This is a genomic window from Microbulbifer sp. TB1203, from assembly GCF_030997045.1.
GTDB lineage: Bacteria > Pseudomonadota > Gammaproteobacteria > Pseudomonadales > Cellvibrionaceae > Microbulbifer.
Window position 1 is genome coordinate 1,471,523 of record NZ_CP116899.1, and the last position, 23,491, is coordinate 1,495,013.

General features: G+C 58.5%; 19 protein-coding genes and 1 pseudogene. 6 read left to right on the forward strand and 14 right to left on the reverse strand.

All coding sequences use genetic code 11. The features are described 5' to 3' along the window. Position 1: 1 nt before the first annotated feature. From msbA to PP263_RS06255, 6 genes are all read right to left on the reverse strand, one after another. Positions 2-1,825 carry a lipid A export permease/ATP-binding protein MsbA gene (gene msbA, locus PP263_RS06230; protein WP_308367499.1) on the reverse strand — a complete coding sequence of 608 codons (1,824 nt, stop codon included), beginning with the start codon at positions 1,823-1,825 and terminating at the stop codon, positions 2-4. 48 nt (positions 1,826-1,873) lie between these two features. Beyond that, positions 1,874-2,308, reverse strand: coding sequence for a biopolymer transporter ExbD (locus tag PP263_RS06235; RefSeq protein ID WP_308367500.1), 435 nt, complete (start codon positions 2,306-2,308; stop codon positions 1,874-1,876). A 12-nt stretch (positions 2,309-2,320) separates the two neighbouring features. Next, positions 2,321-2,941: a MotA/TolQ/ExbB proton channel family protein gene (locus PP263_RS06240; RefSeq protein ID WP_308367501.1), complete on the reverse strand. Its 621-nt coding sequence runs from the start codon at positions 2,939-2,941 to the stop codon at positions 2,321-2,323. A 448-nt stretch (positions 2,942-3,389) separates the two neighbouring features. Next, a complete protein-coding gene (locus tag PP263_RS06245) occupies positions 3,390-4,172 on the reverse strand; it encodes a hypothetical protein (RefSeq protein ID WP_308367502.1) in 783 nt (260 codons plus the stop codon). Between the two features lie 93 nt (positions 4,173-4,265). After that, positions 4,266-5,087: a hypothetical protein gene (locus tag PP263_RS06250; protein WP_308367503.1), complete on the reverse strand. Its 822-nt coding sequence runs from the start codon at positions 5,085-5,087 to the stop codon at positions 4,266-4,268. A 239-nt stretch (positions 5,088-5,326) separates the two neighbouring features. Next, complete coding sequence (locus PP263_RS06255) at positions 5,327-7,792, reverse strand: DNA internalization-related competence protein ComEC/Rec2 (protein WP_308367504.1); 2,466 nt, start codon at positions 7,790-7,792, stop codon at positions 5,327-5,329. 279 nt (positions 7,793-8,071) lie between these two features. On the opposite strand from PP263_RS06255, the gene PP263_RS06260 reads away from it, so the two are divergent. Further along, positions 8,072-9,007, forward strand: a complete 936-nt coding sequence (locus tag PP263_RS06260; RefSeq protein ID WP_308367505.1) for a porin — start codon at positions 8,072-8,074, stop codon at positions 9,005-9,007. A 198-nt stretch (positions 9,008-9,205) separates the two neighbouring features. On the opposite strand, the gene PP263_RS06265 is transcribed toward PP263_RS06260, so the two are convergent. After that, positions 9,206-10,690, reverse strand: a complete 1,485-nt coding sequence (locus PP263_RS06265; protein WP_308367506.1) for a bifunctional 2-methylcitrate dehydratase/aconitate hydratase — start codon at positions 10,688-10,690, stop codon at positions 9,206-9,208. 484 nt (positions 10,691-11,174) lie between these two features. After that, entirely contained in the window at positions 11,175-13,376 is a 2,202-nt protein-coding gene (locus PP263_RS06270) for an OsmC domain/YcaO domain-containing protein (RefSeq protein WP_308367507.1), read from the reverse strand. 971 nt (positions 13,377-14,347) lie between these two features. On the opposite strand from PP263_RS06270, the gene PP263_RS06275 reads away from it, so the two are divergent. Then, positions 14,348-16,489, forward strand: coding sequence for a TonB-dependent siderophore receptor (locus tag PP263_RS06275; protein ID WP_308367508.1), 2,142 nt, complete (start codon positions 14,348-14,350; stop codon positions 16,487-16,489). Between the two features lie 149 nt (positions 16,490-16,638). On the opposite strand, the gene PP263_RS06280 is transcribed toward PP263_RS06275, so the two are convergent. Beyond that, complete coding sequence (locus tag PP263_RS06280) at positions 16,639-17,058, reverse strand: hypothetical protein (protein ID WP_308367509.1); 420 nt, start codon at positions 17,056-17,058, stop codon at positions 16,639-16,641. A gap of 305 nt (positions 17,059-17,363) precedes the next feature. Between PP263_RS06280 and PP263_RS06285 the strand changes: the two genes are divergently transcribed. From PP263_RS06285 to PP263_RS06295, 3 genes are all read left to right on the forward strand, one after another. Beyond that, positions 17,364-18,062 (forward strand): hypothetical protein, encoded by a 699-nt coding sequence (locus tag PP263_RS06285; RefSeq protein ID WP_308367510.1) that lies wholly within the window; start codon positions 17,364-17,366, stop codon positions 18,060-18,062. A 107-nt stretch (positions 18,063-18,169) separates the two neighbouring features. Next, the gene (locus tag PP263_RS06290) at positions 18,170-18,787 is read left to right on the forward strand and encodes an ATP-binding protein (RefSeq protein ID WP_308367511.1); all 618 of its coding nucleotides are present in this window, start codon (positions 18,170-18,172) and stop codon (positions 18,785-18,787) included. After that, positions 18,787-19,626 carry a response regulator transcription factor gene (locus PP263_RS06295; protein ID WP_308367512.1) on the forward strand — a complete coding sequence of 280 codons (840 nt, stop codon included), beginning with the start codon at positions 18,787-18,789 and terminating at the stop codon, positions 19,624-19,626. Before PP263_RS06290 ends, PP263_RS06295 begins: the two co-directional genes overlap by 1 nt. Positions 19,627-19,884: 258 nt before the next feature. Here PP263_RS06295 and PP263_RS06300 read toward each other — a convergent pair. After that, positions 19,885-20,085 (reverse strand): annotated as a pseudogene (locus PP263_RS06300) (IS1595 family transposase); the annotation flags it as partial. 160 nt (positions 20,086-20,245) lie between these two features. Between PP263_RS06300 and PP263_RS06305 the strand changes: the two are divergent. Continuing rightward, positions 20,246-20,845 carry a hypothetical protein gene (locus PP263_RS06305; RefSeq protein ID WP_308367513.1) on the forward strand — a complete coding sequence of 200 codons (600 nt, stop codon included), beginning with the start codon at positions 20,246-20,248 and terminating at the stop codon, positions 20,843-20,845. 577 nt (positions 20,846-21,422) lie between these two features. Here PP263_RS06305 and PP263_RS06310 read toward each other — a convergent pair. From PP263_RS06310 to PP263_RS06325, 4 genes are all read right to left on the reverse strand, one after another. Then, positions 21,423-21,755: a hypothetical protein gene (locus PP263_RS06310; RefSeq protein ID WP_308367514.1), complete on the reverse strand. Its 333-nt coding sequence runs from the start codon at positions 21,753-21,755 to the stop codon at positions 21,423-21,425. Positions 21,756-22,145: 390 nt separating this feature from the next. Next, positions 22,146-22,331: a hypothetical protein gene (locus tag PP263_RS06315; RefSeq protein WP_308367515.1), complete on the reverse strand. Its 186-nt coding sequence runs from the start codon at positions 22,329-22,331 to the stop codon at positions 22,146-22,148. A gap of 233 nt (positions 22,332-22,564) precedes the next feature. Further along, positions 22,565-22,759 carry a hypothetical protein gene (locus PP263_RS06320; protein ID WP_308367516.1) on the reverse strand — a complete coding sequence of 65 codons (195 nt, stop codon included), beginning with the start codon at positions 22,757-22,759 and terminating at the stop codon, positions 22,565-22,567. Positions 22,760-22,933: 174 nt separating this feature from the next. Beyond that, a complete protein-coding gene (locus tag PP263_RS06325; protein ID WP_308367517.1) occupies positions 22,934-23,110 on the reverse strand; it encodes a hypothetical protein in 177 nt (58 codons plus the stop codon). Between the last annotated feature and the right edge of the window lie 381 nt (positions 23,111-23,491).

A 23,491-nucleotide genomic window follows, 5' to 3' on the forward strand; every position in this document is an offset into this window, starting at 1 on the left:
CTCAGGTCTGCTGCTGTAGTAAAGTGGCGTAACGACCGCCCCATGCGAGCAGTTCGGCATGGGTACCGCTCTCGATAATCGCCCCCTGCTCCATCACCAGAATGCGATCGGCACTTTCAATAGTGCTGAGCCGGTGGGCAATCACAAAAGTGGTGCGATTTTTCATCACCTCCGCCAGCGCCATTTGAATGGCGCGCTCAGACTCATTGTCCAGCGCGGAGGTAGCCTCATCGAGTATCAGGACCGGTGCGTCCTTGAGCAGCGCGCGGGCGATGGCCAGGCGTTGGCGCTGGCCGCCGGAGAGCATCTGGGCATTGTCCCCGAGCACCGTGTGCAGGCCCTCCGGCAGCTCGTCGATAAAATCGCTGGCGTGAGCCAGCTCCACGGCCCGCCGCACTTCTTCCGGCGTGCGCGACTGCAATTCCCCATAGGCGATATTGCGGTACACGGTATCGTTAAACAATACGATATTCTGCGACACCATGCCGATCTGCCGGCGCAGTTCCTCCAGGGGCACTTTGGTGATATCCACACCGTCCAGCAGAATGCGCCCGCTGGTCGGTTCGTAGAAGCGCGCCAACAGGCTGACCAGAGTGCTCTTGCCGGAACCGGAGGCGCCCACCAGCGCTACCGTCTGCCCCGGCTCCACGAAAAAATCGATGTCCGTCAGCACCGGAGGCGCGGCTTCGTCGTAGCGGAAGCCCAGCTGCTCGAAGGTCACCGCGCCGCGCACCGGCGACGGCAGATGCGTGGTACCGCCGCGGGGCTCCTTGGGCGCGTCGATCACTTCAAAGATACTTTCCGCCGCGGCCACACCCTTCTGGATATCTGCGTAGACCTCCGACAGGTTGCGCACCGGCTTGGCCAGCGAAGCCGCGGCACCGATATAGGAGGCGAAAACCCCGGCGGTCATGGCCTCTACCATTCCCGGCGCCAGCGCGAGCCAGACGATGGAAGCGGTGGCCACACCCACCAGTACCTGGATTACCGATACGCTGCCATTGTCCGCCACCACCAGCTTCATATACTGCTGGCGGTTGTTGTCGCTGGCGGCGACAAAGCGGGCATTTTCATATTCGCGCCCACCGTACATGCGCACCACCTGGTAGCCGCCGATCGCTTCCTGGGTCACGTGGGTCACATCCCCCATGGTGTTCTGGATGCGATGGCTCAGTTTGCGAAAACGCTTGCCCACGGTGCGCACGATTACGGCGATCAGTGGCGCGAACAGGAAAAAAGTCAGGGTCAGTTTCCAGTTCACCATAAGCAGGTAGGTGAGCAGGCCGATGGTGGTAAAGGATTCCCGGATCAGGATTTTCAATGCCTTGGTAATGGAGTTGGTCACCTGCTCCACATTGTAGGACACCTTGGAAATCAGGTAGGCGCCGGTATAGCGATCGAAATAGGCACTGGGCAATTCGCCAATATGGGAAAAAAGTTCCGTGCGCAGCTTGTGGATCACCGAGCGCGCCACATAGGCCAGGCCGTAGCTGCCGATAAAATTGCCGATGGCCCGAAACAGAATAATTCCCAACATCGCCAGCGGTATCAGCCAGCGCGCGATCTCCTGGGGCATGACCCCGCCGGGAAAATAGCCGGCGACATATCTGGAGAGAAAACCACGGCCCTCTTGGATGCCCGTCCCCACCGCGTCGAGCAACAGCTCGGTCACTGCGATCAGGCTGACATTCATGAGAGAAAACAGCATGAAACCGAACACCGCGAGGGCGAAGACCGGCCAGAGAGGCAGAGCGTAGGAGAGCAGGCGGCGGTAGGTTTTCGATCCCCGGCGATCGGGCGCCGCCGGGTTGGCGATTTTATCCATAGGATATTTGTTTCAGACCACAAAAACAGAGTGCGGAAAAAAAGAGACTCAATCCCCCGTTTCCTGCTCTCCGGAGGGCTGCCGCGTCGTGATGCTCAGATGGACGAAACCCAACTGGCCGGCGGCATCCATGGCACGGACCACAGCCTGGTGCTGGGCAATGGCATCGGCCGTGATAACGAGTGGGCGATTGTACTCGCCCGCGGAAACTTCCGACAGCGCCGATTTCAGGGTGGCCAGCTTTTTATTGATCAGCGCGCGGCCGTCCACTGCGTAGGAGCCATCCGCATTGATCACTACCTCGATGGCGCTGGGCGGGTTGTCCGCCTGGGGCCCCGCCGCTTCAGGCAGGTCCAGCTTCAGGTGGCTCTCCTTGGTAAAGGTGGTGGAGACCATAAAGAAAATCAGCAGCAGGAACACCACGTCGATCAGCGGCGTGAGGTTGACTCCATCCTGTTCCCGGGCCTGGCGGCGAAACTGCATAGTGCCTCCTGCTCAGGCCGCTTCGATACGGCGGTCGCTGTGCAGCGCATCCACCAGCTTGACGGCCTCCTGCTCCATAGTGACCACGATGGTGTCCACCCGGCGCTGGAAGTAGCGGTGCGCCATCAGCGCGGGAATTGCCACGGTGAGGCCGGCGGCGGTGGTGATCAGCGCCTGGGAGATACCACCCGCGAGCACACCCGCATTGCCGGTGCCCTCCAGCATGATTGCGGTAAACACCTGGATCATCCCCACCACCGTCCCCAGCAGGCCAATCAGCGGCGCCACCGCGGCGATGGTACCGAGAGCGCCGAGGAAGCGTTCCAGTTCGTGTACCACCTGACTGGCGGCCTCTTCGATACTGTCCTTCATCACATCGCGGCCGTGGCGGGAGTTGGACAGGCCGGCGGCGAAGATGCGGCCCAGATGGCTGGAATCCCGCAACTCTTTGAGCTTGTCGCCACTGATCTGATTGTTTTTCAACCACCCCCAGACTTCACCCAGCAGGGTGCGGGGGGCAATTCTGCGTGGATTCAGGGTCCACAGGCGCTCGATACAAATGGCGATGACGGCAACGGAACAGAGCAGGATAGGCAGCATCAACCAGCCGCCGGATTTTATTATTTCCAACACTTTTCTTAGGTCCCAGGCTGCGGAAGAGAAAATTCGGATGAAGACTCTACCACAGCTGGCGACGGCAGCTAAGACCGCGGGGGCGTCTTTTTCTTCTATGTGACGGCCATAGCACAAAACGGCAGGGCCGCAGGCGCCGTGAATACCTGGAGCGGCCGGACCAGCCGTTTTGCGCAGCCTAAGGCTGCCCGTAGGGTGAGTGGTTCGGCGTTCCGAGCCAGGGACGGCCTGAATAACAAAACGGCAGGATTGCCGTTTTGCACAGCCTAAGGCTGCCCGTAGGGTGAGCGGTTCGGCGTTCCGAGCCAGGGACGGCCCGAATAACAAAACGGCAGGATTGCCGTTTTGCACAGCCTAAGGCTGCCCGAAGGGTGAGGGCCAGGGACGGCCCGAATAAATAGCCGCCGGCATTGCTGCCGGCGGCCTTCGCGTCGCGGATGCTACTAACTTAGCGCGATGGACGCTCAGGGCGCGCGGGCTTTTCCGGGCGCTCCACTTTTTCCGGGCGCTGCACTTTTTCCGGGCGCTCCAGTTTCACCGGGCGCTCGGGTCGATCGAGCTTGGCCACCTTCTCAACCTTGTCGACCCTCTCCACCTTGAGCGCCTTTTCCGACCGCGTTCCTTTGTCTGCCTTGGCCATTCTCTCGGCTTTGGCGTTTTCCACCTTGTCGGGGCGGTTGGAACGGATGCCGCTGATCACCTCGCCGAGGTTCACGCCCAGCTCTTTCGCGATCCGGCCCCAGCCCATACCCTCGACCTGGCGCAGGTAGAGCACCTCGTTCAGGGATTCCTCCGGTGTCATGCCGATTTCCCCGGCGGTAGAGGACATAGCCAACTGCTCCGCCAGCGCCAAGGTGATAAACACATTGCCGTAGCCCATTCCGGCGGCCGCCTCGCCGGCTTCGCCCTCGACTTCGTCAACATCGGTATCGCCATCGGCGACATCCTCGACCGCGTCGCCTTCTGCACCATCCCCGGTATCTTCCGGGGGCCGATAGCTGATCGAACCGCCGCGCAGGCCTTCCACCGTGGCCTGGGATTGCTCTTCCCCGCCGAGGAAGTCGCTGAAGAAGCCGGCAATCTTGCCGGAGGGTACCTCGGCAACCGACTCCACGACTTCGGTATCCGCCGCATCGGTTTCCGGCATATCCTCATCGGCCCAGGCGAAATTTCCCACCAGCAACCCGGCCAACACTGCCGGCAGCAGGCGGGCTTTGAATGGCATTCTCATCGTTGTCTTCTCCAGTTCAATTGATTGACCCACCGGGGGCGTCATACTTAACACGTGTCTCCGCTTCGAAACGTTCCCGGCAGTTCAAAAAAATTAATTGCCGGGGCGATAACTCACCTGAAATCCAAAACCCTGATCCGGGCTGCCATCCGCGAGGCCCAGATAGGCGTACACCATGCCGCTCCAACGGGCATTCAGCTTGTGGTTGAAATAGCCGAAAAGTTCTGTGGACGGATCGCTGCTGTCGGTGGTCGCCTGCTGGTAGTCCAGCGACGCACCCACACTGCTCTGCTCGTTCAGGCGATAGCCGCTGCCCACAGAGGTGTACCAGACATCTTTAATTTCCGTTTCCGGCAGATCACCCTTGAACTTGCGCGCCACAGTGGCGAAGGGGGTGAAATCGCCGACCACAGTAAAGACCTCGGCCTGCAGGGTGTAGTCCGCTTCGCCGGTCCCCAAGCCCTTATCCTCATCCGCGGTGGGTACCTTGTACTTGGCGGACAGGTCGAAGAACCAGCGCTCCGCCACCGGCTCCAGGCTGTAGGTGCCGGTGAGCCACAGGTCGCCGATGCCCGAGTCCCGGGTGATCCCGGTTTCCGTATCCCCGCCATTGCCATTGCCGTTACCGCGGCCATTGCCGCGCCCGACAACAACACCACCATCGCCGCCGGGAACCACCCCGCCCGGCCCCTCGATCTGTGTCCACGGCAGAGAAGCCTTGAAGGTCCAGCTGGCCGACGGTGAGTAGCTGACGGTAAAGGGGGTGCTGACAATTTCGGTTTCGGAGGTATCGCCGTAGTCCCCACTGCTGATATCGGTTCCCAGAGTGTATTTCCACTCCGACGCACTGGAGGCGTAACTGGCGAGCGCAGTCGCCATCGACAGCATCGCGCTGCAAAGCACTTTTTTATTCATGTAGAAAACCTGGTACTTCCAATTCGATATTTGTTCAAAGGCCCAGAACCATAGCACAGGCCCGGCAGAACACTGCGATCCACCTCGCAGTTATTGATCCGGGAAATGGTGCTTTTCGCAGAAATTACTAATAAGGCGGAAGGGAAGGATACCCCTCTCCCGGGACCGTATGAGGCTGCTCAGTTTTATCGTGCCTGAAGCAAAGTACTCCGCGCACTTTTTGCACAAAAACCGAGCAGCTATTTATCGGCGGATTTGCGATACCAGAAGCGCCCGGCGTCGCGGGCCAGCGAAATCCGAGGCTCTTTCGCCCCCGACCAGGAGAAGGTGACTGCACCGCTGCTCGCGGTATTCCAGATACGGGCGCCAGCATCGCGATAGCGCTCCACCACCTCCGGATGCGGGTGGCCGAAGTGGTGGCGGAAACCGGCACTGAAGATCACGTTCGCCGGTTGCGCCCAGCGAATAAACGCCGCCGAGGAGGAACTTCGGGAACCGTGATGTGGCGCGAGCAGGAAATCCACTGGCGCCAGGTCCGGATAGCGCAGGGCGAGCTGCTGCTCAACCCCACTGGAGATATCCCCGGCCAACAGGAGGCGCACGCCGCGCCACTCGACCAGGGCCACGCAGCTGTGGTCATTTTCCTCCCCGGAGACCTCCCCGTCTTCGGGCCAGAGCCACAGCAGATTGAGATCACCCAGCGTTTCCTTCTCCCCGGCCCTGCAGTTGGCGGTCATCCGCTGCGGAAAGTTGTTGAATCTGTCAGCCAGGAGGCCGGGAGCTATGACCCGGCCAGGCGGTACGGTTTCCACCAGCCCGACGAGGCCACCGGCGTGATCCCGGTCGCCGTGGCTGACCACAACCGTATCCAGAGCCGGTATACCCTCCCCGAGGAGATAGGGCGCAATTATTTGGCTGCCCGCGCTCCAACCTGATCCGGAAAGAGGCCCGGTGTCGTAGAGCAGGCGCTGCTGACGCGTGCGCAGCACCACCGCCAGCCCCTGCCCCACGTCCAGCACAGTTACCCGCAGGTCATCCTCTCCATTTACCTGAGGCAGAAACGGCAGCAGCGGCGGCAACAGAAACAGCCAGCCCAACCGGCGCCCGGGTAATCCCGCGGGCAGCAGCAACAGCAACACACCCAGCGCCGCCAGAAACAGGCCGAAGGTTCCCAGCGGCAGAGCCAGTGTCTGCCAGGCCGGCAGCAGGCTGCGGCCCTGTTCGAGAAACCCCATCAGCAGATCCAGTTGCCAACCGGCAAAACCGATAAACCAACCGCCCACCGGAGTCCAGATCAACAGGGTACCCAACAGCAGCATCGGCAGTATCAGCAGGCCCAGCCAGGGGATCGCCACCAGGTTCATCAACATCCCGGCGAGACTGAAACCGGAGAAAAACACCAGTGAAGGCAACAGCAATGCCAACGTCACCACCCACTGGCTGAACAGCAGGCCGGCAAAACCGCGGCCTATCCGGCGAGCGTACCCCGGTTCGGTATCCTCTGCGTCCCGCCGCAGCCGCACGCGATGGCTGAAAGCGAGCAGCAGCGCCCCCACCGCGATAAAGGAGAGCCAGAAACCGGCGCCGAAAAATGCCAGCGGTTGCAGCGTCAATACCAACGCCAACGCCAGGCTGTAGGCGAGACCGGGACCGATTCTGCGCCGCCACTGCCACGCGAGCAGCAACACCCAGGTCATCGCCAGGGCCCGCTGTGCGGACAGCGGCGTCCCCGCCAGCAGCGTGTAGCCCAGGGAGCCGGCCAGGGCGAGAAACACCGCCGGCGTAAAGAATGAGATCCCGGTCACCGCGCCCATAAGGCGCCCCAGCAGATTGCCGATCAGCAGGAAGAAGCCGGCCACCATGCCCACATGCAGGCCGGAAATCGCCAGCAGGTGCGCGGTGCCCGTCTCCCGCAGCAGGCGGCGGTCGTCGCTGTCCAGACCGCTGCGGTCACCCAGCAGAAGCGCGCGCAACAGCTCCGGGCGCCGCGCCGGCTGCTCCACCAGCCGGTCCCGCAGCCAGTGGCGCATCGCCGGCAGCCCCTTGAAGCTGTCGAGAAATTGCGGCGTGTGATCCCCTGGGCGCACATAGCCGGTGGCGTAAACGCCGCGGCGCAGCAGCCAGCCCTCGTAATCAAAACCGTGGGGATTGACGCTGCCGCGGGGGCGCTTGAGGCGCACCGGCAAATTCCAGCGGCTGCCGGCGCGCAGTTGGCGGCGGACTTCGGCATCCGCCCGGTACCAGGTGAGATCCAGCAGTTGCCCCTGGGGCGGCGATGAAAGTTCCCCGCCGTCCAACTGCCCCAGCACCCGCGCGCTGAAACGCAGATTGACCGCGGCTTCGGAATCGCCGTCGCGGAGGGCGGAGACCCGGCTTTCCGGCAGGGAAACCACTTCGAGCTGTAACAGGAAGTCGGCACCGTGGGCACTGAGCGGCAGGCGCTCCTCCAGTGCCTGCCGGTTGTGCCAGCTGCCCCACCCCGCCCCGGCAAATACCGCCAAAAGCAGCGGCACAAGGCGCCGGCGGGACGGCAGCAACAGGGCGCAGCAGAGGAGCGCGGCGGCCAGTGCGGCGAGGAATATGGGCGGGGGAATCCGGGGCAGGCAGCCCACGGCGGCGATCGCCAGGGCGTAGCTCCAAAGCAACAGGGTCAGCGAAAGCGAGTTCCGCTCTTCCGCCGTTCTTGCGCCCGCCGCCCATTGCATAGTGTCAGTCCACATCCTGTGCCGAAGCGTTTGTTGTGCCAGATTTTCCGGCCTGGCGCAAAACAGGGGCTGCCCTTGGACCTCTATTCAGCATCATCGGACCGAATAAAGTGCCTTTCCTGTATAAGCTGGCACCCTGCGGTCACAATTTTTTAAGAAAAGTGCCATTTTTAACATTCTTGTAATGTTCGGCTCGCAGAATCCGCACCAGCTAGAGGCCGGGTGCCCGGACACCATCCGCCCTCTATTTCCAAAAATCATAACTGTGCGAGACGACCGATGAAAAAGACCGCAATCTCCCTGGCCATCGTCGCCCTGACTCCGGCCCTGGCCAGCGCCGAGGTATTCGAGTTCTACGGCAAGGCCAATGTGGACTTTCAATCCGCCGACGAGGGCGAAGGCTCCAATACCGATATCAAGAGCAATGCCTCCCGCCTGGGCGTGAAGGGCGAGTTGCCCTTCGACAACGGAATCAAGGGTATCTACAAGATGGAGTACCAGGTGGATATCGACGGGGACGCCGAGGAAACCTTCGAGCAGCGCAACATCTACGCGGGCCTGGAGGGCGGCTTCGGTCAGGTGATCGGCGGCAAGTTCGATACTCCGATGAAGGTGGCGCAGAACAAGGTCGATCTGTTCAACGACCTGGAAGGCGATATCAAGAGCGTTATCAGCAGGAGCGACAACCGCGAATCCAACAGTCTGCAGTACACCACGCCCTCTTTCGCCGGCTTCAAGCTGTCCACCGACTACATCAGCCACCAGGACGAGGTAATCGGCCAGGATGAGTTCGGCGAGGATATCACCCGCGACAACGGCACTTCCGTGTCCCTCGCCTACGATAACTACGGCGTCTACCTGGCCTACGCCTACGACCAGAACGTAGAAGCCAACGACTGGGATGTACAGCGCCTTGTGGCCCAGTACAACATTGGCCCGGTGCAGGTAGGTGCGCTTTACGAAGAACAGGAAAGGCCCGACGGCAGCGAACAGGATGGCTGGATGGCCTCCGCCGCCTACAAGATCAATGCCTGGACCCTGAAGGCCCAGTACGGCGAATCCGATATCGTAGTGGCCGAGGCGGAAACCTACAGCCTGGGTGTGGACTACAAGCTGTCCGCTGCGGCCAAGGTGTTCGGTTTCTTTACCGACGAAACCGCGGCGAACGATTACGAGCGCAGTTACGCTGGTATCGGTACCGAGTTCAAGTTCTAAGCTGACGGAAAGGCCAGCAAGGGCGAAACAAGGTTCGCCCCTACAATGCACTGTCGTCATTCCGGCGCAAGCCGGAATCCAGGTGCCACTAGCCTGGATACCGGCCTGCGCCGGTATGACGAGTCATGAGAGCCTGATTTGAAACAGAGTATCTACACACCCCACCCGTAGGGTGAACCTTGTGTTCGCCCTCTCCTTTTAAATCACAAACAAATCCATAAATTCGTGCACTGGCGTTTGCTCCAGCGCCTTCCGGTCCTTGCACCGGGCAAAAATCCCCTCACAGCGGCCAGGTGGGAAACGGGTCTCCAGACTGTCCCGGAATTTTTTCTCCAATAGCGGAATCCCCTCCTTCCGCCGGCGGCGATGACCAATGGGATATTCCACTTCCACTTTTTCCGTCGACGAGCCGTCCTTGAAAAACACCTGCACCGCATTGGCGATGGAGCGCTTATCCGGGTGGAGATATTCCTCCGAATAGCGCTTGTCCTCGACGACTTCCATTTTCTCCCGCAGCCGGTCGATCTCCGGATGCGCATCGTGGAAGCTGTCTTCATAGTGCTCCGCCACCAGATTGCCAAACAACAGCGGCACCGCGGTCATATACTGCAGGCAGTGATCGCGGTCCGCGGCATTGGCGAGCTGTCCCTCCTTGGAAATGATGCGGATCGCGGATTCGTGGGTGGTGATTACAATCCTGTCGATCTCCTCGATGCGGTCCTTCACCTGCGGATGAAGAATCACCGCCGCCTCACAGGCGGTCTGGCTGTGGAATTCCGCCGGGAAGGAAATCTTGAACAACACGTTTTCCATTACATAACTGCCGTAGTCACGCTGGAATTTGAACCGGCGGTCTTCCGCGGCTTTCAGTTTGTGATCCGCGTTGGTAACGCTGAAACACACATCGTAGAAACCCCACTGCTTCGCGGTCAGCACACCGGGAATGCCCATTTCACCGCGCATGGCGATATCCGCCAGGCGCACGGCGCGGGAAGTGGCATCACCCGCGGCCCAGGACTTGCGGGAGCCCGCGTTGGGAGCGTGGCGGTAAGTGCGCAGCGCGCCACCATCCGCCCAGGCGTGAGACAGCGCAGCCATAACCTGCTTGCGGTTCCCGCCTTTCAGCTTCGCGGCCACCGCTGTGGAAGCAACCCGCACCAGCAACACGTGATCCAGACCCACGCGGTTGAAACTGTTCTCCAGCGCCAGCACCCCCTGGATCTCGTGCGCCTTGATCATGGCCTCCAGAACATCGCGCATCAGCAGGGGCTCTGTGCCCGTCGAGATGCGTTTCTGCGACAAATAATCCGCCACCGCGAGAATCGCGCCCAGGTTGTCCGACGGATGGCCCCACTCCGCCGCCAGCCAGGTATCGTTGTAATCCAGCCAGCGCACGATACAGCCGATATCCCAGGCCGCTTTCACCGGGTCCAGGCGAAACCGGGTGCCCGGCACCCGCGAACCATTCGGCACCACGGTGCCCTCGACGATCGGCCCCAGGTGTTTGGTGCACTCGGGAAAACGCAGCGCCAGCAGGCCGCAGCCGAGGGTGTCCATCAGGCAGTTGCGCGCCGTGTCCCAGGCTTCTTCCGAATCGACTTGGTAGTTCAGCACATAGTCTGCGATGTCCCGAATCTCACGGTCGTAGTCCGGACGGATATTCTGCTCCACAGTAGCGCTCATTTTCGATTCCTTCCGACGTTTGTGTAGGAGCGGCCGTTGGCCGCAATAAACCCGGGACTGCGGAGCTTTTTATAAGCCGTTTCCCCCTGGGCGCGCCGAGCTCCAGCTCGGCATGCGGGCCAAGGGGGCCGCCCAGTAGGAGCGGCCCATGGCCGCGATCGGGCCTGCGGCCCGCCAGCCGAGCTGGAGCTCGGCGTTCCCGGGGAAGGTGCCCCTACGCACAGATAAAGACGTTTGATGCTAGAGAGGATAGATAAAAACGAGAGCCGCGAGCGGTCTTCGGAATAGCAGTTCCTGACAGAAATCCCCGCCCATCCCGCCTCCTGCACAGCACTCTCGTCGTTCCGGCGCATGCCGGAACCCAGGTGCCCCCGAAATGGATGCCGGCTTACGCCGGCATGACGAATCCTGAAAAGCCCGATTTAGAACAGGGTATCCACCGGGATGCGCCGGCCTAGGCGCTCGCCGATCGGCGGCACGCCCATCAACCAATTCCCGCCTTGGCGGCGCGGGCCGCATGCAGCTTTCTATAGCTCTCGATCAGGCGCAGGTGTTTATCCAGCCCTTCCAGCTGCATATTGGTCGGAGTCAGGCCATAAAAGCGCAGGGTGCCATCAACCGAGCCGACCACCGCATCCACGGTCTCCTCACCGAACATGCGCCGCAGGTTGACGATGTAATCATCCAGCTCGAGCCCGTCATCCAGCGCAATTTCCAGCACTGCCTGCACCGCCCGGTAGAAGAGCCCGCGTTCCACCGTGTTGTCGTTGTACTGCAGGAAAGTCTCCACCAGCTCCAGCGCCTCCTCGTGCTGCTGCAGCGCCAGGTGGATCAGCAGCTTCAGCTCCAGCACCGTCAGCTGCCCCCAGACGGTGTTCTCGTCAAACTCGATGCCGATCAGGGTGGTGATCGTCTCGTAGTTGTCGATCTGGCTCTCCTCCAGGCGCTCCGCCAGATCGGCCAGTTCGTCATCGCTCAGGGCGTGGAGATTGAGGATGTCTTGCCGATAGTCCAGCGCCTTGTTCGTGTTGTCCCAGATCAGGTCCTCCACCGGGTACACCTCGGAGTAACCCGGCACCAGAATCCGGCAGGCCGGCGCACCCAGGTCCTCGTACACGGCCATGTACACTTCCCTACCCATGTCTTTAAGAATGTTGAACAGCCGGCTGGCCTCGGTTTCATTGGTGTCCGCGTGATCACCGGAGAAATCCCACTCGACAAACTCGAAATCCGCTTTGGCACTGAAGAAGCGCCAGGAAACCACCCCCGTCGAATCGATAAAGTGCTCGACAAAGTTGTGGGGCTCGGTCACCGCCAGGCTGTTAAAGGTGGGCGGCGGCACATCGTTCAGGCCCTCAAAGCTGCGGCCCTGCATCAGTTCGGTGAGGCTGCGCTCCAGCGCCACCTGGAAGCTCGGGTGGGCGCCGAAGGACGCGAAGACACCGCCGGTTCTCGGATTCATCAGCGTCACGCACATCACCGGGAAGCGGCCGCCCAGAGAGGCATCCTTTACCAGAATCGGGAAGCCCTGCTTCTCCAGCGCCTCGATGCCCTCGAGGATATCCGGGTACTTTTCCAGCACGGCGCGGGGCACATCGGGCAGCGCAATCTCTTCCTCGATGATCTGCTTTTTCACCGCCCGCTCGAAGATTTCCGACAGGCACTGCACCTGCGCCTCGGCCAGCGTATTGCCCGCGCTCATGCCGTTACTCAGGAACAGGTTTTCGATCAGGTTGGAGGGGAAATACACCAGTTCCCCGTCCGACTGGCGCACAAACGGCAAGGCGCAGATACCGCGGTCCGCCCTGCCGGAGTTGGTATCGATCAGGTTGGAGCCCCGCAGCTCGCCGTCCGGGTTGTAGATGGGCAGCGTGTATTCATCCAGAATGCCCTCCGGCAGTTCGTCGTCCGGCCCCGGCACAAACCATTCCTCATCCGGGTAATGGACAAAGACGCTGTTGGCGATCTCCTCGCCGAAGTACTGGTCGTTGTAGAAGAAATTGCAGTTCAGGCGCTCGATAAACTCGCCCAGCGCCGAACACAGGGCGCTCTCCTTGGTGGCCCCCTTACCGTTGGTAAAGCACATGGGCGACGCCGCATCGCGGACATGCAGCGACCACACATGGGGCACGATATTGCGCCAGGAAGCGATCTCGATCTTCATGCCGAGATCCGCCAGGATGCCGGTCATATTGGCGATGGTCTGCTCCAGCGGCAGGTCCTTACCCTCGATACAGGTCCGGTGCTCACTGTCCGGCTTCGCCATCAGCAGCGCCTGGGCATCCTCATCCAGGTTCTCCACCGTCTCGATCTGGAACTCCGGCCCGGTCTGGATCACCTTCTTGACCGTGCAGCGGTCGATCGAGCGCAGAATGCCCTGCCGATCCTTATCGGAGATGTCCTCCGGCAGCTCCACCTGGATCTTGAAGACCTGGTTATAGCGGTTCTCCGGATCGACAATATTGTTCTGCGACAGGCGGATATTGTGGGTCGGAATATTGCGCGAAAGGCAGTAAACGCGAACGAAATAGGCCGCGCAGAGCGCCGATGAAGCCAGGAAGTAGTCGAACGGGCTGGGCGCCGAGCCATCGCCTTTGTAGCGGATGGGCTGGTCGGTGATGACAGTGAAGTCATCGAACTTGGCTTCGAGTCTGAGGTTGTCGAGGAAGTTGACGTTGATTTCCATTGGGGTACTACCGGGATTGGAGAACTTGGCGGGCCTTAGCGCTGAGGCGCGGCATTATCCAGTATTTGCGGCGCTTCGTCTCGGGAGTTTGGAACAGCGAAAGGGATGCTCATCGGTCAGGCATGGCACCGAGCGACCTGGGAGCCATCGGAATTACCACCAGAGTGTAGCGCCCCATCTTGTTCACTTCTTGGATGACAATGAGGGCACACTTTGCTCAAAGGCAGGATGCCCGGCAACAGGGTAAAGTCCAGGAACCTACGCAGGTTTCGTTAGCCGCTGCCTCTGAGAAATGACCTGCATGCAAAGTAAGAAACCAAGCCGCAAACGACTGCCCCGATACCGAAAAGAATCCTGTGAAACGGGACTCCGGACCAAAAAGAAAGAAAAGCAACACTTCCACCAGCTCCAGAATCATCAGCAAACAAAGAAACCCAGCCAAAAAAAGACGCAGAGGTACAGCGAGAACCCGACTATTCCTCCTTTTCTCGAGAACCCGGCCGGATAGCGAAATCCCCCTCGCCGAAAGGGCCCTTTCCCCAGAGAACCGGGATGCAGCCGCGGTCAGCCCCTTGCGCCTGAGTGCCGGCGGCGCGGCGCCAACCGGTAGCGGGCGCCAAACCCAAGAGGGCTGGTCGCCGAAGAAGGGCACCACCACCGAGGAAAAGCCGGCGCGCAGGGCCGCAGCGCTGGTGCCAGCGCCCTCGTGGTGCACCACCAGGCCACGCAAGTGAAGAGCCATCGAGAGGTGCGGCGTCGATGGCGAAACAATCCCCGTCCCCGCCCTCTCCACCATTTCCCTCGCCAGCCAACCCCAACTGGTGGAGGCGCTGGCGCCACTGTGACGGCGGCGGGGAGATGGACGGCAGTTTTGCTTGGCGCACAATAAATCGCCGCCAAGACTTGCAAATGAGAATCGTTATATTTATAAATACGCGCCCGATGAATTAACGCCGCCACGAGAAATTACCATGCCCACTCCCCCCAGCCACGGCAAGACACTGCTGTCATGCGCGATATCCGCCGCACTCGGGCTTACCGTCGCCCAACAATCACTGGCCCAGGAAGCTCCATCGACCGTCGAGGAGATCAGCGTCACCGCCCAGAAACAGGCCTATCGCGGCGACACTCCCCTGGAATCCCTCCCCCAGCAAACCCAGGTTATCCCAGGGGACATGCTGACTGAGCTGGGCGCAGTCCAACTGCAGGGCGCACTGGACATCGCCGGGGGCGTCGCCCGCCAGAACAGCTTTGGCGGTCTGTGGGACAGCTTTGCGATTCGCGGCTTTGCCGGGGATGAAAACCTCCCCTCCGGCTACCTGGTCAACGGCTTCAGCGGCGGCCGCGGCTTCAGCGGCAACAGGGATGCCTCCAATATCGAAACCATCGAAGTCCTGAAAGGCCCGGGCTCCGCCCTGTTCGGCCGCGGAGAGCCCGGCGGTACCATCAACATCGTTACCCGGAAACCCAGTTTCGAGCGCGACGGTGAGGGCTACCTGCGCGCGACCGCCGGGCGCTACGACACCTATCGCTTGGAGGGCGACTACGCCGACACCCTGAACGACCGGGTGGCATTCCGCATCAACGGCGCCCGCCATGAGGGTGAAAGTTTCCGCGACACCGTGGAATCCGAAAAGACCGTCCTGTCCCCGTCGTTCCTGGTGGCGCTCGCCGAAAACACCTCTCTCAGTTACGAAGCTGAATACCTGAAGCAGGAGGCGCCTTTCGACCGCGGCATCGTCGCCATCGACGGAGATCCCGGCAAAGTCCCGGTTTCCAACTTCTACGGCGAACCGGGGGACGGCCCGACTGAAATCGATGCCACCGGCCACCAGCTGGTCCTGCAGCACGACCTGAACGACAACTGGTTTATCCTCGCCGGCGCCAACTATCGGGCATCCTCCTTCGAGGGCTGCTCCACAGATCCGGAGCTCTCCGCCGGGCGCCAGCTGCTCAACAAAGACGGCCAGACCCTTTCGCGCCAGCGCCGCTGCCGGGATTTCGATGCCACCGATACATCCGGCCGCATCGAACTGTCCGGCTCTTTTGAAACCGGTGCGCTCACCCATCACACGATCGTGGGCAGCGACACCTACGAATATGAACTCGAATCCCTGCAGGACCGCTGGCGCGTCGACTGGGATTCCGGCGACAGGACCTACTCGGTGGATGTATTCAACCCGGTATATGGCCAGGTTGCGCCGGAAGGCTCGCCGCTGGCCAATAGGCTGGAAAAGCAGAGCGCTTGGGGCCTTTACTTCCAGGACCAGATCGACCTGGGCAAACACTGGAAAGTGCTGCTGGGCCTGCGCTATGACGACTTCAGCCAGGACATTGAAAACCGCCTGTCGGGAATGAAAAGTCGCCAGTCCCAGACGGCCACCAGTCCGCGCGCCGGCCTGGTATATGAAGCCAGCGACACCCTGTCCGTCTATGCGAGTTATTCGGAAGGCTTCCGCCCCAACAGCGGAGCGGATTTCTTCGGCACCGCCTTTGAACCGGAGGAGAGCAAATCCTACGAAGTGGGTACAAAACTGGTTGCACTCGACGGCGCCCTGAGCAGTACCATCGCGCTCTTCAAAATGGAAAAATCCAATATTCTCACCGCCGATCCCGCACACTCCGGATTTTCCGCCGCCCTCGGTGAAGCAGAGAGCCAGGGGGTTGAAATCGACATCACCGGTGACCTGACCGGCACCTTGCGGATGCTGTTCAACTACGCCTATGTCGATGCCGAAACCACCAATGACATCACCAACGCAGACTGGGGCGTGGACATCCCCGCCGGAAGCCCGCTGATCAACATCCCGGAAAACAGCGCCAACCTGATGCTGATGAAAAGCTTTACCATCGGTGGCAAAACCTCCACCTTCGGCACCAGCGTGAACTATGTGGACGACCGCCTGGGGGAAACCATTGATCCTAGCTATACCCTGCCTTCCTACACACTGGTCAACCTGCTGGGCTCCTACCAGGCCACCGACAAGCTGAAATTGACCATGAACGTCGACAACCTGCTCGACGAGGAATACTACGTGAGTTCCTATCACAAACTCTGGACCATGCCTGGCTCTCCGCTGACCTGGACGCTGGGAGCCACCGTTAGCCTCTGAGCCGGCTGGCTGAGAGCGGAATGCCGGCGGGCCGCAATGCCCGCTGGTATTAATTCAATTCAAGCCCTTCGATGACAATGAGGACACACTTTGCGCAAAGGCAGGATGCCCAGCAACAGGGCAAAGTCCCGGAACCTATGCAGGTTTCGTTAGCCGCTGTCTCTGAGAAATGACCTGAATGCAAAGTAAGAAACCAGGCCGCAAATGACTACCCCGATACCGAAAAGAATCCTGTGAAACGGGATTCCGGACAGAAAAGAAAGAAAAGCAACACTTCCACTAACTCCGGAATCATCAGCAAACAAAGAAACCCAGCCAAAAATGGAACCTAGTACCAACGAAATAACGGTTGCCGATAAGGCGTTCCATCTACCGGCGTTCCTTACCATTACCGTAATGCCGGCAACAGTAAACGCGATACCTGCAGCAAAGAAGATCCAGTTAGGCGCATTCCGTGCTGAATTTCCAGGCGTTACTATTTCTAACCCTCTGAGGATTAGAAAAAAACCTGCAAATAACGCTGAACCAACCAGAAATGCCCTGTCTTTAAATTTAAATTCTTCGCTCATATTCGCGTAACACCTGTTCATGGTTTGCCGGGAGCTTCCTGGTGGACTTCCGATAGTGTATCGCACCGGTAACGTACTCGATTTGCCAGTGTAGTGTTCCATCCTGTTTGGAACTCAAACGACAGTTGACACGAATGACCTTCTTAACTCAGCTTCCTGTTCTTTCATCAATACTGAGAGCAAGAGGATTATACCCGATGAGGCGAAGAACTTTTTAAACCCACGCGGGTCATATCTGCAACCCCGCCCGATCATCAGTTGCCCTTCGATACAGGACTTTGATCAGCTCCACTGCGGAAAGCTCTGTGATACCGATGGACTTCAGCACAACAATTCCTTTGCGCACCGGCAGCGAGACATCGAATACCTGGCGTCTCGCGATTTCTCTGACTATTGCGTTTGGCGTGCACGCAGCACTGATCACCATTCCAGTATCACTGGCTCCACTGGTTCCGGGGACGGCGGCAAGCAATAAATCTCCACTCAAAATTACTTTGTTAAGCAGTAAGAATACTGAAGCCTCACAAGCACCAAACACCAACCATCCTACCACCCCGGCGAAGCCCCGGAAGCCTGAACACCGCAATGCGGAAAAGTCCAATAAGGCTGAGGCGGGACGACCTCCTGCTCCTTCCCGGCCCGATGCGGAGATACAGAGCAAGTCGACGCCCAAACCCGAGACCCCTTCGACGGCGGGCACCAGGTCTATGGATATACCCGCTGACTCTGGGGCCAAAAGCCGGTCCACGGTTTTCGACCCGGAGCTGGAGAAGAAACTGGTTCGAGAGCGCAATAAAGTTCGCAAATTCAAGTCCAGAGATACCGAGTACGCGACCACCACCGGGACCTTTGTTCAACAGGGGGATCGCTGTTGGGAAGTTAAAAAATCGGACCCCAGTGACACGAGTAGTGAGTCAAGCCTGTGGTTCAGAATGAAATGCCCCAAGACTTCCAGACCCCAGTCAGACATTGACCGGCTGGCAGAAAAATATGGAATTCCCTGAGTCCGTAGGGTGGATATGAGTGTTTTTGGATCCCCATCAAACGACCCCTCGCTTCCCCGGGTGATCCAGGGATTCACGATGCTCCGGAATGGGTGTTCACGTTCGCCGTGGCACACCAGGTCAGCCTGATGATGGTCCAGGCCGGCGCCGCCAGAACCATCAGCCGCAACAACCCGGAGGCCGCCGGTGAGGCCATGGCTGCGGTGGAGGCTGCTGGTCGCCACGCCCTGTCAGAGATGCGGCACCTGCTCGGCGTGCTGCGCCCGGCCAGTGACAATAACAGTGAAAAGGCAAGGCTCACACCGCAGCCGGACCTGGGTGATCTGCCAGCCCTGATCGACAAGGTGCGGCAGGTGGTGGCCAGGGTGGACTATGAAACCCAGGGTGATTTCGCGGCTGTGCCCGCCAGACTCGCCCTCGCCGCCTATCGCATCGTCCAGGAGTCATTGACCAACGTCATCAAACACGTCGGCGCCGAGGCCAGCGTGCGCGTGAGCCTGCGCGCAGAGCCTGGTCAACTTGCTGTTTGTGTTCGCGACGACGGGTATGGCTCCGGTGCGCAGCCCATTGCTGGCCAAATTCACGATATCACTACGGGTGGACATGGCATCGCGGGCATGCGCGAACGGGTGGAACTGCTCGGAGGCCATCTGCGCGCCGGCGTGATCGACGGCGGTGGCTTCGAGGTGACTGCACAACTGCCCACTGCGAATGGGGGAAGCTGATGATACGTGTCATGGTGGTGGACGATCAGGCGCTGGTGCGGCGCGGTTTTGCCCTGGTGCTGGATAACGAGCCCGATATTGAGGTGGTGGCCGAGGCCGGCACCGGCATCGAGGCCATAGAGGCAGCGCGCGCGCAGCAACCGGACATCATCCTGATGGATGTCCGCATGCCGGAGATGGACGGGCTGGAAGCCACAGCGCGCATCTTACAATCAGCCGAGACAGCAGAGGCCGGCGATGCAGCCTGCCGGATCATTATCCTGACCACCTTCGATCCCGACGAATACGTGTTTCGCGCCCTGCAGGCGGGCGCCAGTGGTTTTGTGCTCAGGGATATTCCACCCGAGGCGCTGGTGCAGGCGGTGCGCACGGTTGCGGATGGTGGTGCCATGCTCGCACCCGGCATCACCCGGCGCCTGATCAGCCAATTCCCGCAAAAGATGGGGACGGGACGCAACCTGGCCGAGCGCTTGCAACGCCTGACCACTCGGGAGCGCGAAGTACTGGCGACGATCGCCGCTGGCAAGAGCAATGCCGAAATCGCCGAAAGTGGGCGAGGATACTGCCCTGCAGCGTCGCCTGCTGCTGATGCTGCCCGGAGCAATGCTCGCCGGCACCGCCGTGTTGAACATCCTGCTCAGCAAGTCGCTCTGGCAAGCGCGTGGCTACGCGCTCACCGCTGCCCTGGTGGGCAATCTGATTGCCATGGTCTATTTGGTCTACCTGCTGATACGAGATATGCCAGGCCATCCCATTGGTACCTTTCTAGCCCTGGAAACTTCGTATGTCATCCTGCTGGTGGGTTTACGGGCGGGCCTGGTTTGGCCAGCAGTGGCTGAAACGTCAGCTGATGCGGAGACGAAATAGAGCCCCCAAATGAGGGGCAGATCAACATTGTGACACTGCATACTCTCAATCGATTAACGCCATAAAGTTTATCTGATCCATTTATTGTTGCCGATTATTGGTACCATAGTGCAATTTATGAAAATAGCGTTGATATTGACCCTTTTGTGCAGAAACTAGAGAATTCCCGGCATTAGCAACGGACTGCATAGGTAGATAGTATGCCAAAACAAGAAAGAGCCCCGGGCGCCCCTCCCGTAGCCCCATCGTCCCGGCTTGCATCCGGTACGCTCGCCGCCAAGATAGGCGTCATCCAGTTCGATGAAGCCGGACAGCTTGTACTGCTGGTCCCGCTCCAGCATCACCTGCATGAGCTTCTGCTTCATGCACCAGGCAGCGTTGTAGGAGATACCCAGGTGGCGGACCAGCTCCATGCAGGAGATGCCCTTTTTATGTAAGTGTAGCTTGCGGCCCGTTGTTCGAATGGCTTTGAACAATGAGATATATTGTTAAATTCAAGTTTTCAACTGAGAAAAAATGGAGCGTTTCACATTCATCTCAAATCAGACGGGTAGAATACGCTCTTCAACGACTGTATGAGGATAAAAGGATATGTCTATTAACGAACACGCGACCAAGGAACAGGTAACTCGACTGGTTAACACCGCCCTGGCAGCAATTAAGAATAAGGATAAAAATCCGAACTGGAATCAGACTCTGGCTAATACCTCGGATCAACTCTGCTTAATCAGCCGGAACCTGAATACTGCCAAACATGGCGTACAGCACTTTGGTAGAGTGATGGCGACCAGCCCCCATGGACACAACGCCTACCAAGCCAATCAGTCCGTGAACTCGAAACTAGGGGCGCTCTCATCGCTTGAAGCCTTCCTCGCTAAAGAATGGAAAAAAATTGGTGATGCGATTAACGAGGATATGAGAAAGCCACCAACTGACGGCAAGAATGAAGTGGAGCTTCTGGATATGCTTTCGGGAGAAATTGAATCATTCGATAAATTACTTAAGCAAGACTTCAGCCGTGTTTCAAGGCACCAGTCCAACGCAAATCATACGACGATCATTCAAAAAGAAATCAACCAATTAAAGACAATGCCTGACCTTACTGCACCAAGTATGCTTATTTTAATTTCCGTAGGCATTCGGCTATTAGCGATGCTCGTTGGTGCTAAAAAAATTCATAACAATAAATAGTCACGAATTTCCTTTTATCAGTTAGTTAGACACTACACATTTTCCATCCGACAGGCTCAATGCCTGTCGGAATCTTCGAAAATACTTGATTATAAGGCTCTAACTGGCTGCCAATCTGGAAATGAGTATTCCATGTTCTTTCCAAGGACGTCGATTGAGAAATACACAAACTCCAAAAAATTGATTAAGACTTAACTTCATCTGTTAGTTTTCATCGGACCTAAACAGACTAATTCTTGCTAGCTACTGGAATCCACCAGCGAAGACACATCTCGCTCATTGGCTTAAATGGGATTGAAAAATAAAGGCTGCTAAGGTCGAGGAACCCCTTTTTGGAGTCTCCGCCCTCAAGACGCCAAATTAGCTGCTCCACAAGTCGACAGCATATTGGAGACAGAACAAAGTTTCTGCACCACCTAAATCAACCGCTCCATTTGGCGACAAAACTTTACTCTACCCCAAATATCCCCAAGGGCTTGACAGATGCGGAAATCGGGGGAGTATTTTGGGACCCCCATCAAACGGCCCCTCGCTTCCTTGAGAGATCCGGATATTCACGATGCTCTGGATTGGGTGTTTACTTTCGCCGGAATACGCAAAGCGCATTCAGGGAGAATGTTAACGCCTTGATTTCCTGCGCCTGCCAATCGTCCAGTATCGATAGTTCCACCCCTGAAAAAGTCTGGGATGCCTTGATGCGCGTAGCGGTTTGGCGCTGTTCGACAAACCGCGCAACGGCCTGTTCGCTAATTGGCCTATCCTTTGACGGGCACTGATCAAACCAATCCGACATCACATCGGCAATGGACAGCGACTCGGCGGTGATGAAGTCGCACAGCCCCATGGATAGCCGTCTGGCGTTTTCGATAACTCCGCGCATAGTTGCTAACAGCTCGTCTATTTCGGCCATATCCCACCTCCTTGCAGGCTGACTGCTTCGTCAGCAAATAACTACCGCTGAAGCTTCGCCCAGGCTTGGCCTGTTGCCTCCTGCGGGGGAAAGCCTCAAGGTACGGCTACCAATCTATCAAAATATGCTATATTGATCAATCAAAATATACTACTTTGCTGAAACGATGATAGCTATCCTGCTTTGAGGATATTCACAATACGGAGGGTGTTCACATGATCGGTTGATAGTTCTACGATGCAGGCGCTGACAACTCGCGAAACGACGCTTTTGATAGAGGGTGGAGCCAAGGTTTCCAGCCTGAAGCTGGTCCGTGTGAGGCACGAAGGTAAACGCTATTACCAGATTGAATTTGTGTTGAGTGCTCGCGGTGCTGAAAAAGCTTCCCAGTTAATCACTACCCGAAATGAGCCACACCGCTGGGCGGACCTGAATCGAGCGGTAGCATTTGTCGAGCAACTGTTCCCAGGTAACAATGAAATTCGGTTGATCGTTAAAAATCGTTAGCGATTTAACCAGCAGCACTTCCACGATCAGCGCCACGCGCAACTGCGCGCCCCGGACATCGGGCCACACCAGTATCTCCAGGCGGCGATATCCACAGCCCCGCCCGGCGCAGCCGCATGAAATCCTCCACCTCAACCGGACGACCATCCACGCGCACCACACTCAGCAGTGGCTCCAGCGCCTCCCTGGATCTGGTGACCGCATTCTCCGTCGAGCCCGGTGAACGGACCCAGCCTCTGTTTAGGCGACTTTTGATCGTTGGCGGAGGCGATCCGCCGCGCAGCCGCCGATTCCTGTCCCTCTTATCGGTGCGCCAGCGCGTAGTCGATCGCCGCACACACCGCGACAGCCTGCGCGGCATTGCATTGCTCGGGAGTCGCGCGGGGGCTGTCGGGGTAGACCTCGGTGGTGGTCTTGTAGACGCCCGGCGCGACCACCGGCGAGCCGATGATCTCGCCGTTGCCATCGGCCGGGGCGATAGGGGTGAGCCCATTCATTCACAAGGAAAAACGATTGACAACCGATTTTCTGCCAAAAACGATTACGGTTTCTTCACTTCAGAACGGGTTTTATTGTTATCGCTTTTAGTTCGTTGAGCGGTAGCCTGTGGTTTTACCTTGTTGAGGATCAGCGCTTGCTTGGCGCTTCTGATCGCCTGAGTGTCATTTGTTTCACTGCTCATCATCTTCAGCCTGTTTTTTCATTTTATCTTTCGACAGCGGTCCTGCGGAAACACCGCCGTCATCATCTGGTGAATACGGGGGAGTAACATTTTTCTTTAACACTTTCTTGGCCTTCTCTCTGAGAAGTTTTTCTTCCTCAGACATTTTACGATCATCATCTTTCATAATTCACCTCAACACCTTAAAAAGGTAGTCTGGAAAGTGCTCCGCTCCTGTTGACTCTACGTAAGTAAAATCGAGGCTCTCATAATAGCCAATTAGCGCTCTAGCGGGCCTCATGATCCTTAGTTCTTTAGCGCCCAATATTCCAGCATAAGCGGTGGCATTCATTATTGTAATAGGTACTACTCGCCTTGGGCCCAATGGATTTCCCGCTCGCGGAGCACCTTCGATAAGCTCGATCCTCATTCTGGTACTGGCATAAGACGGACGACCATAAGACAGTCCGCAGAGCTTATCGTCATACCAAATTGATAGTTCGAAGCGCTTTGGGTGGCGTTGGCGATAAATTTTGGCCGCTTCGTTCCAACTCCATTCGGCTCGCGG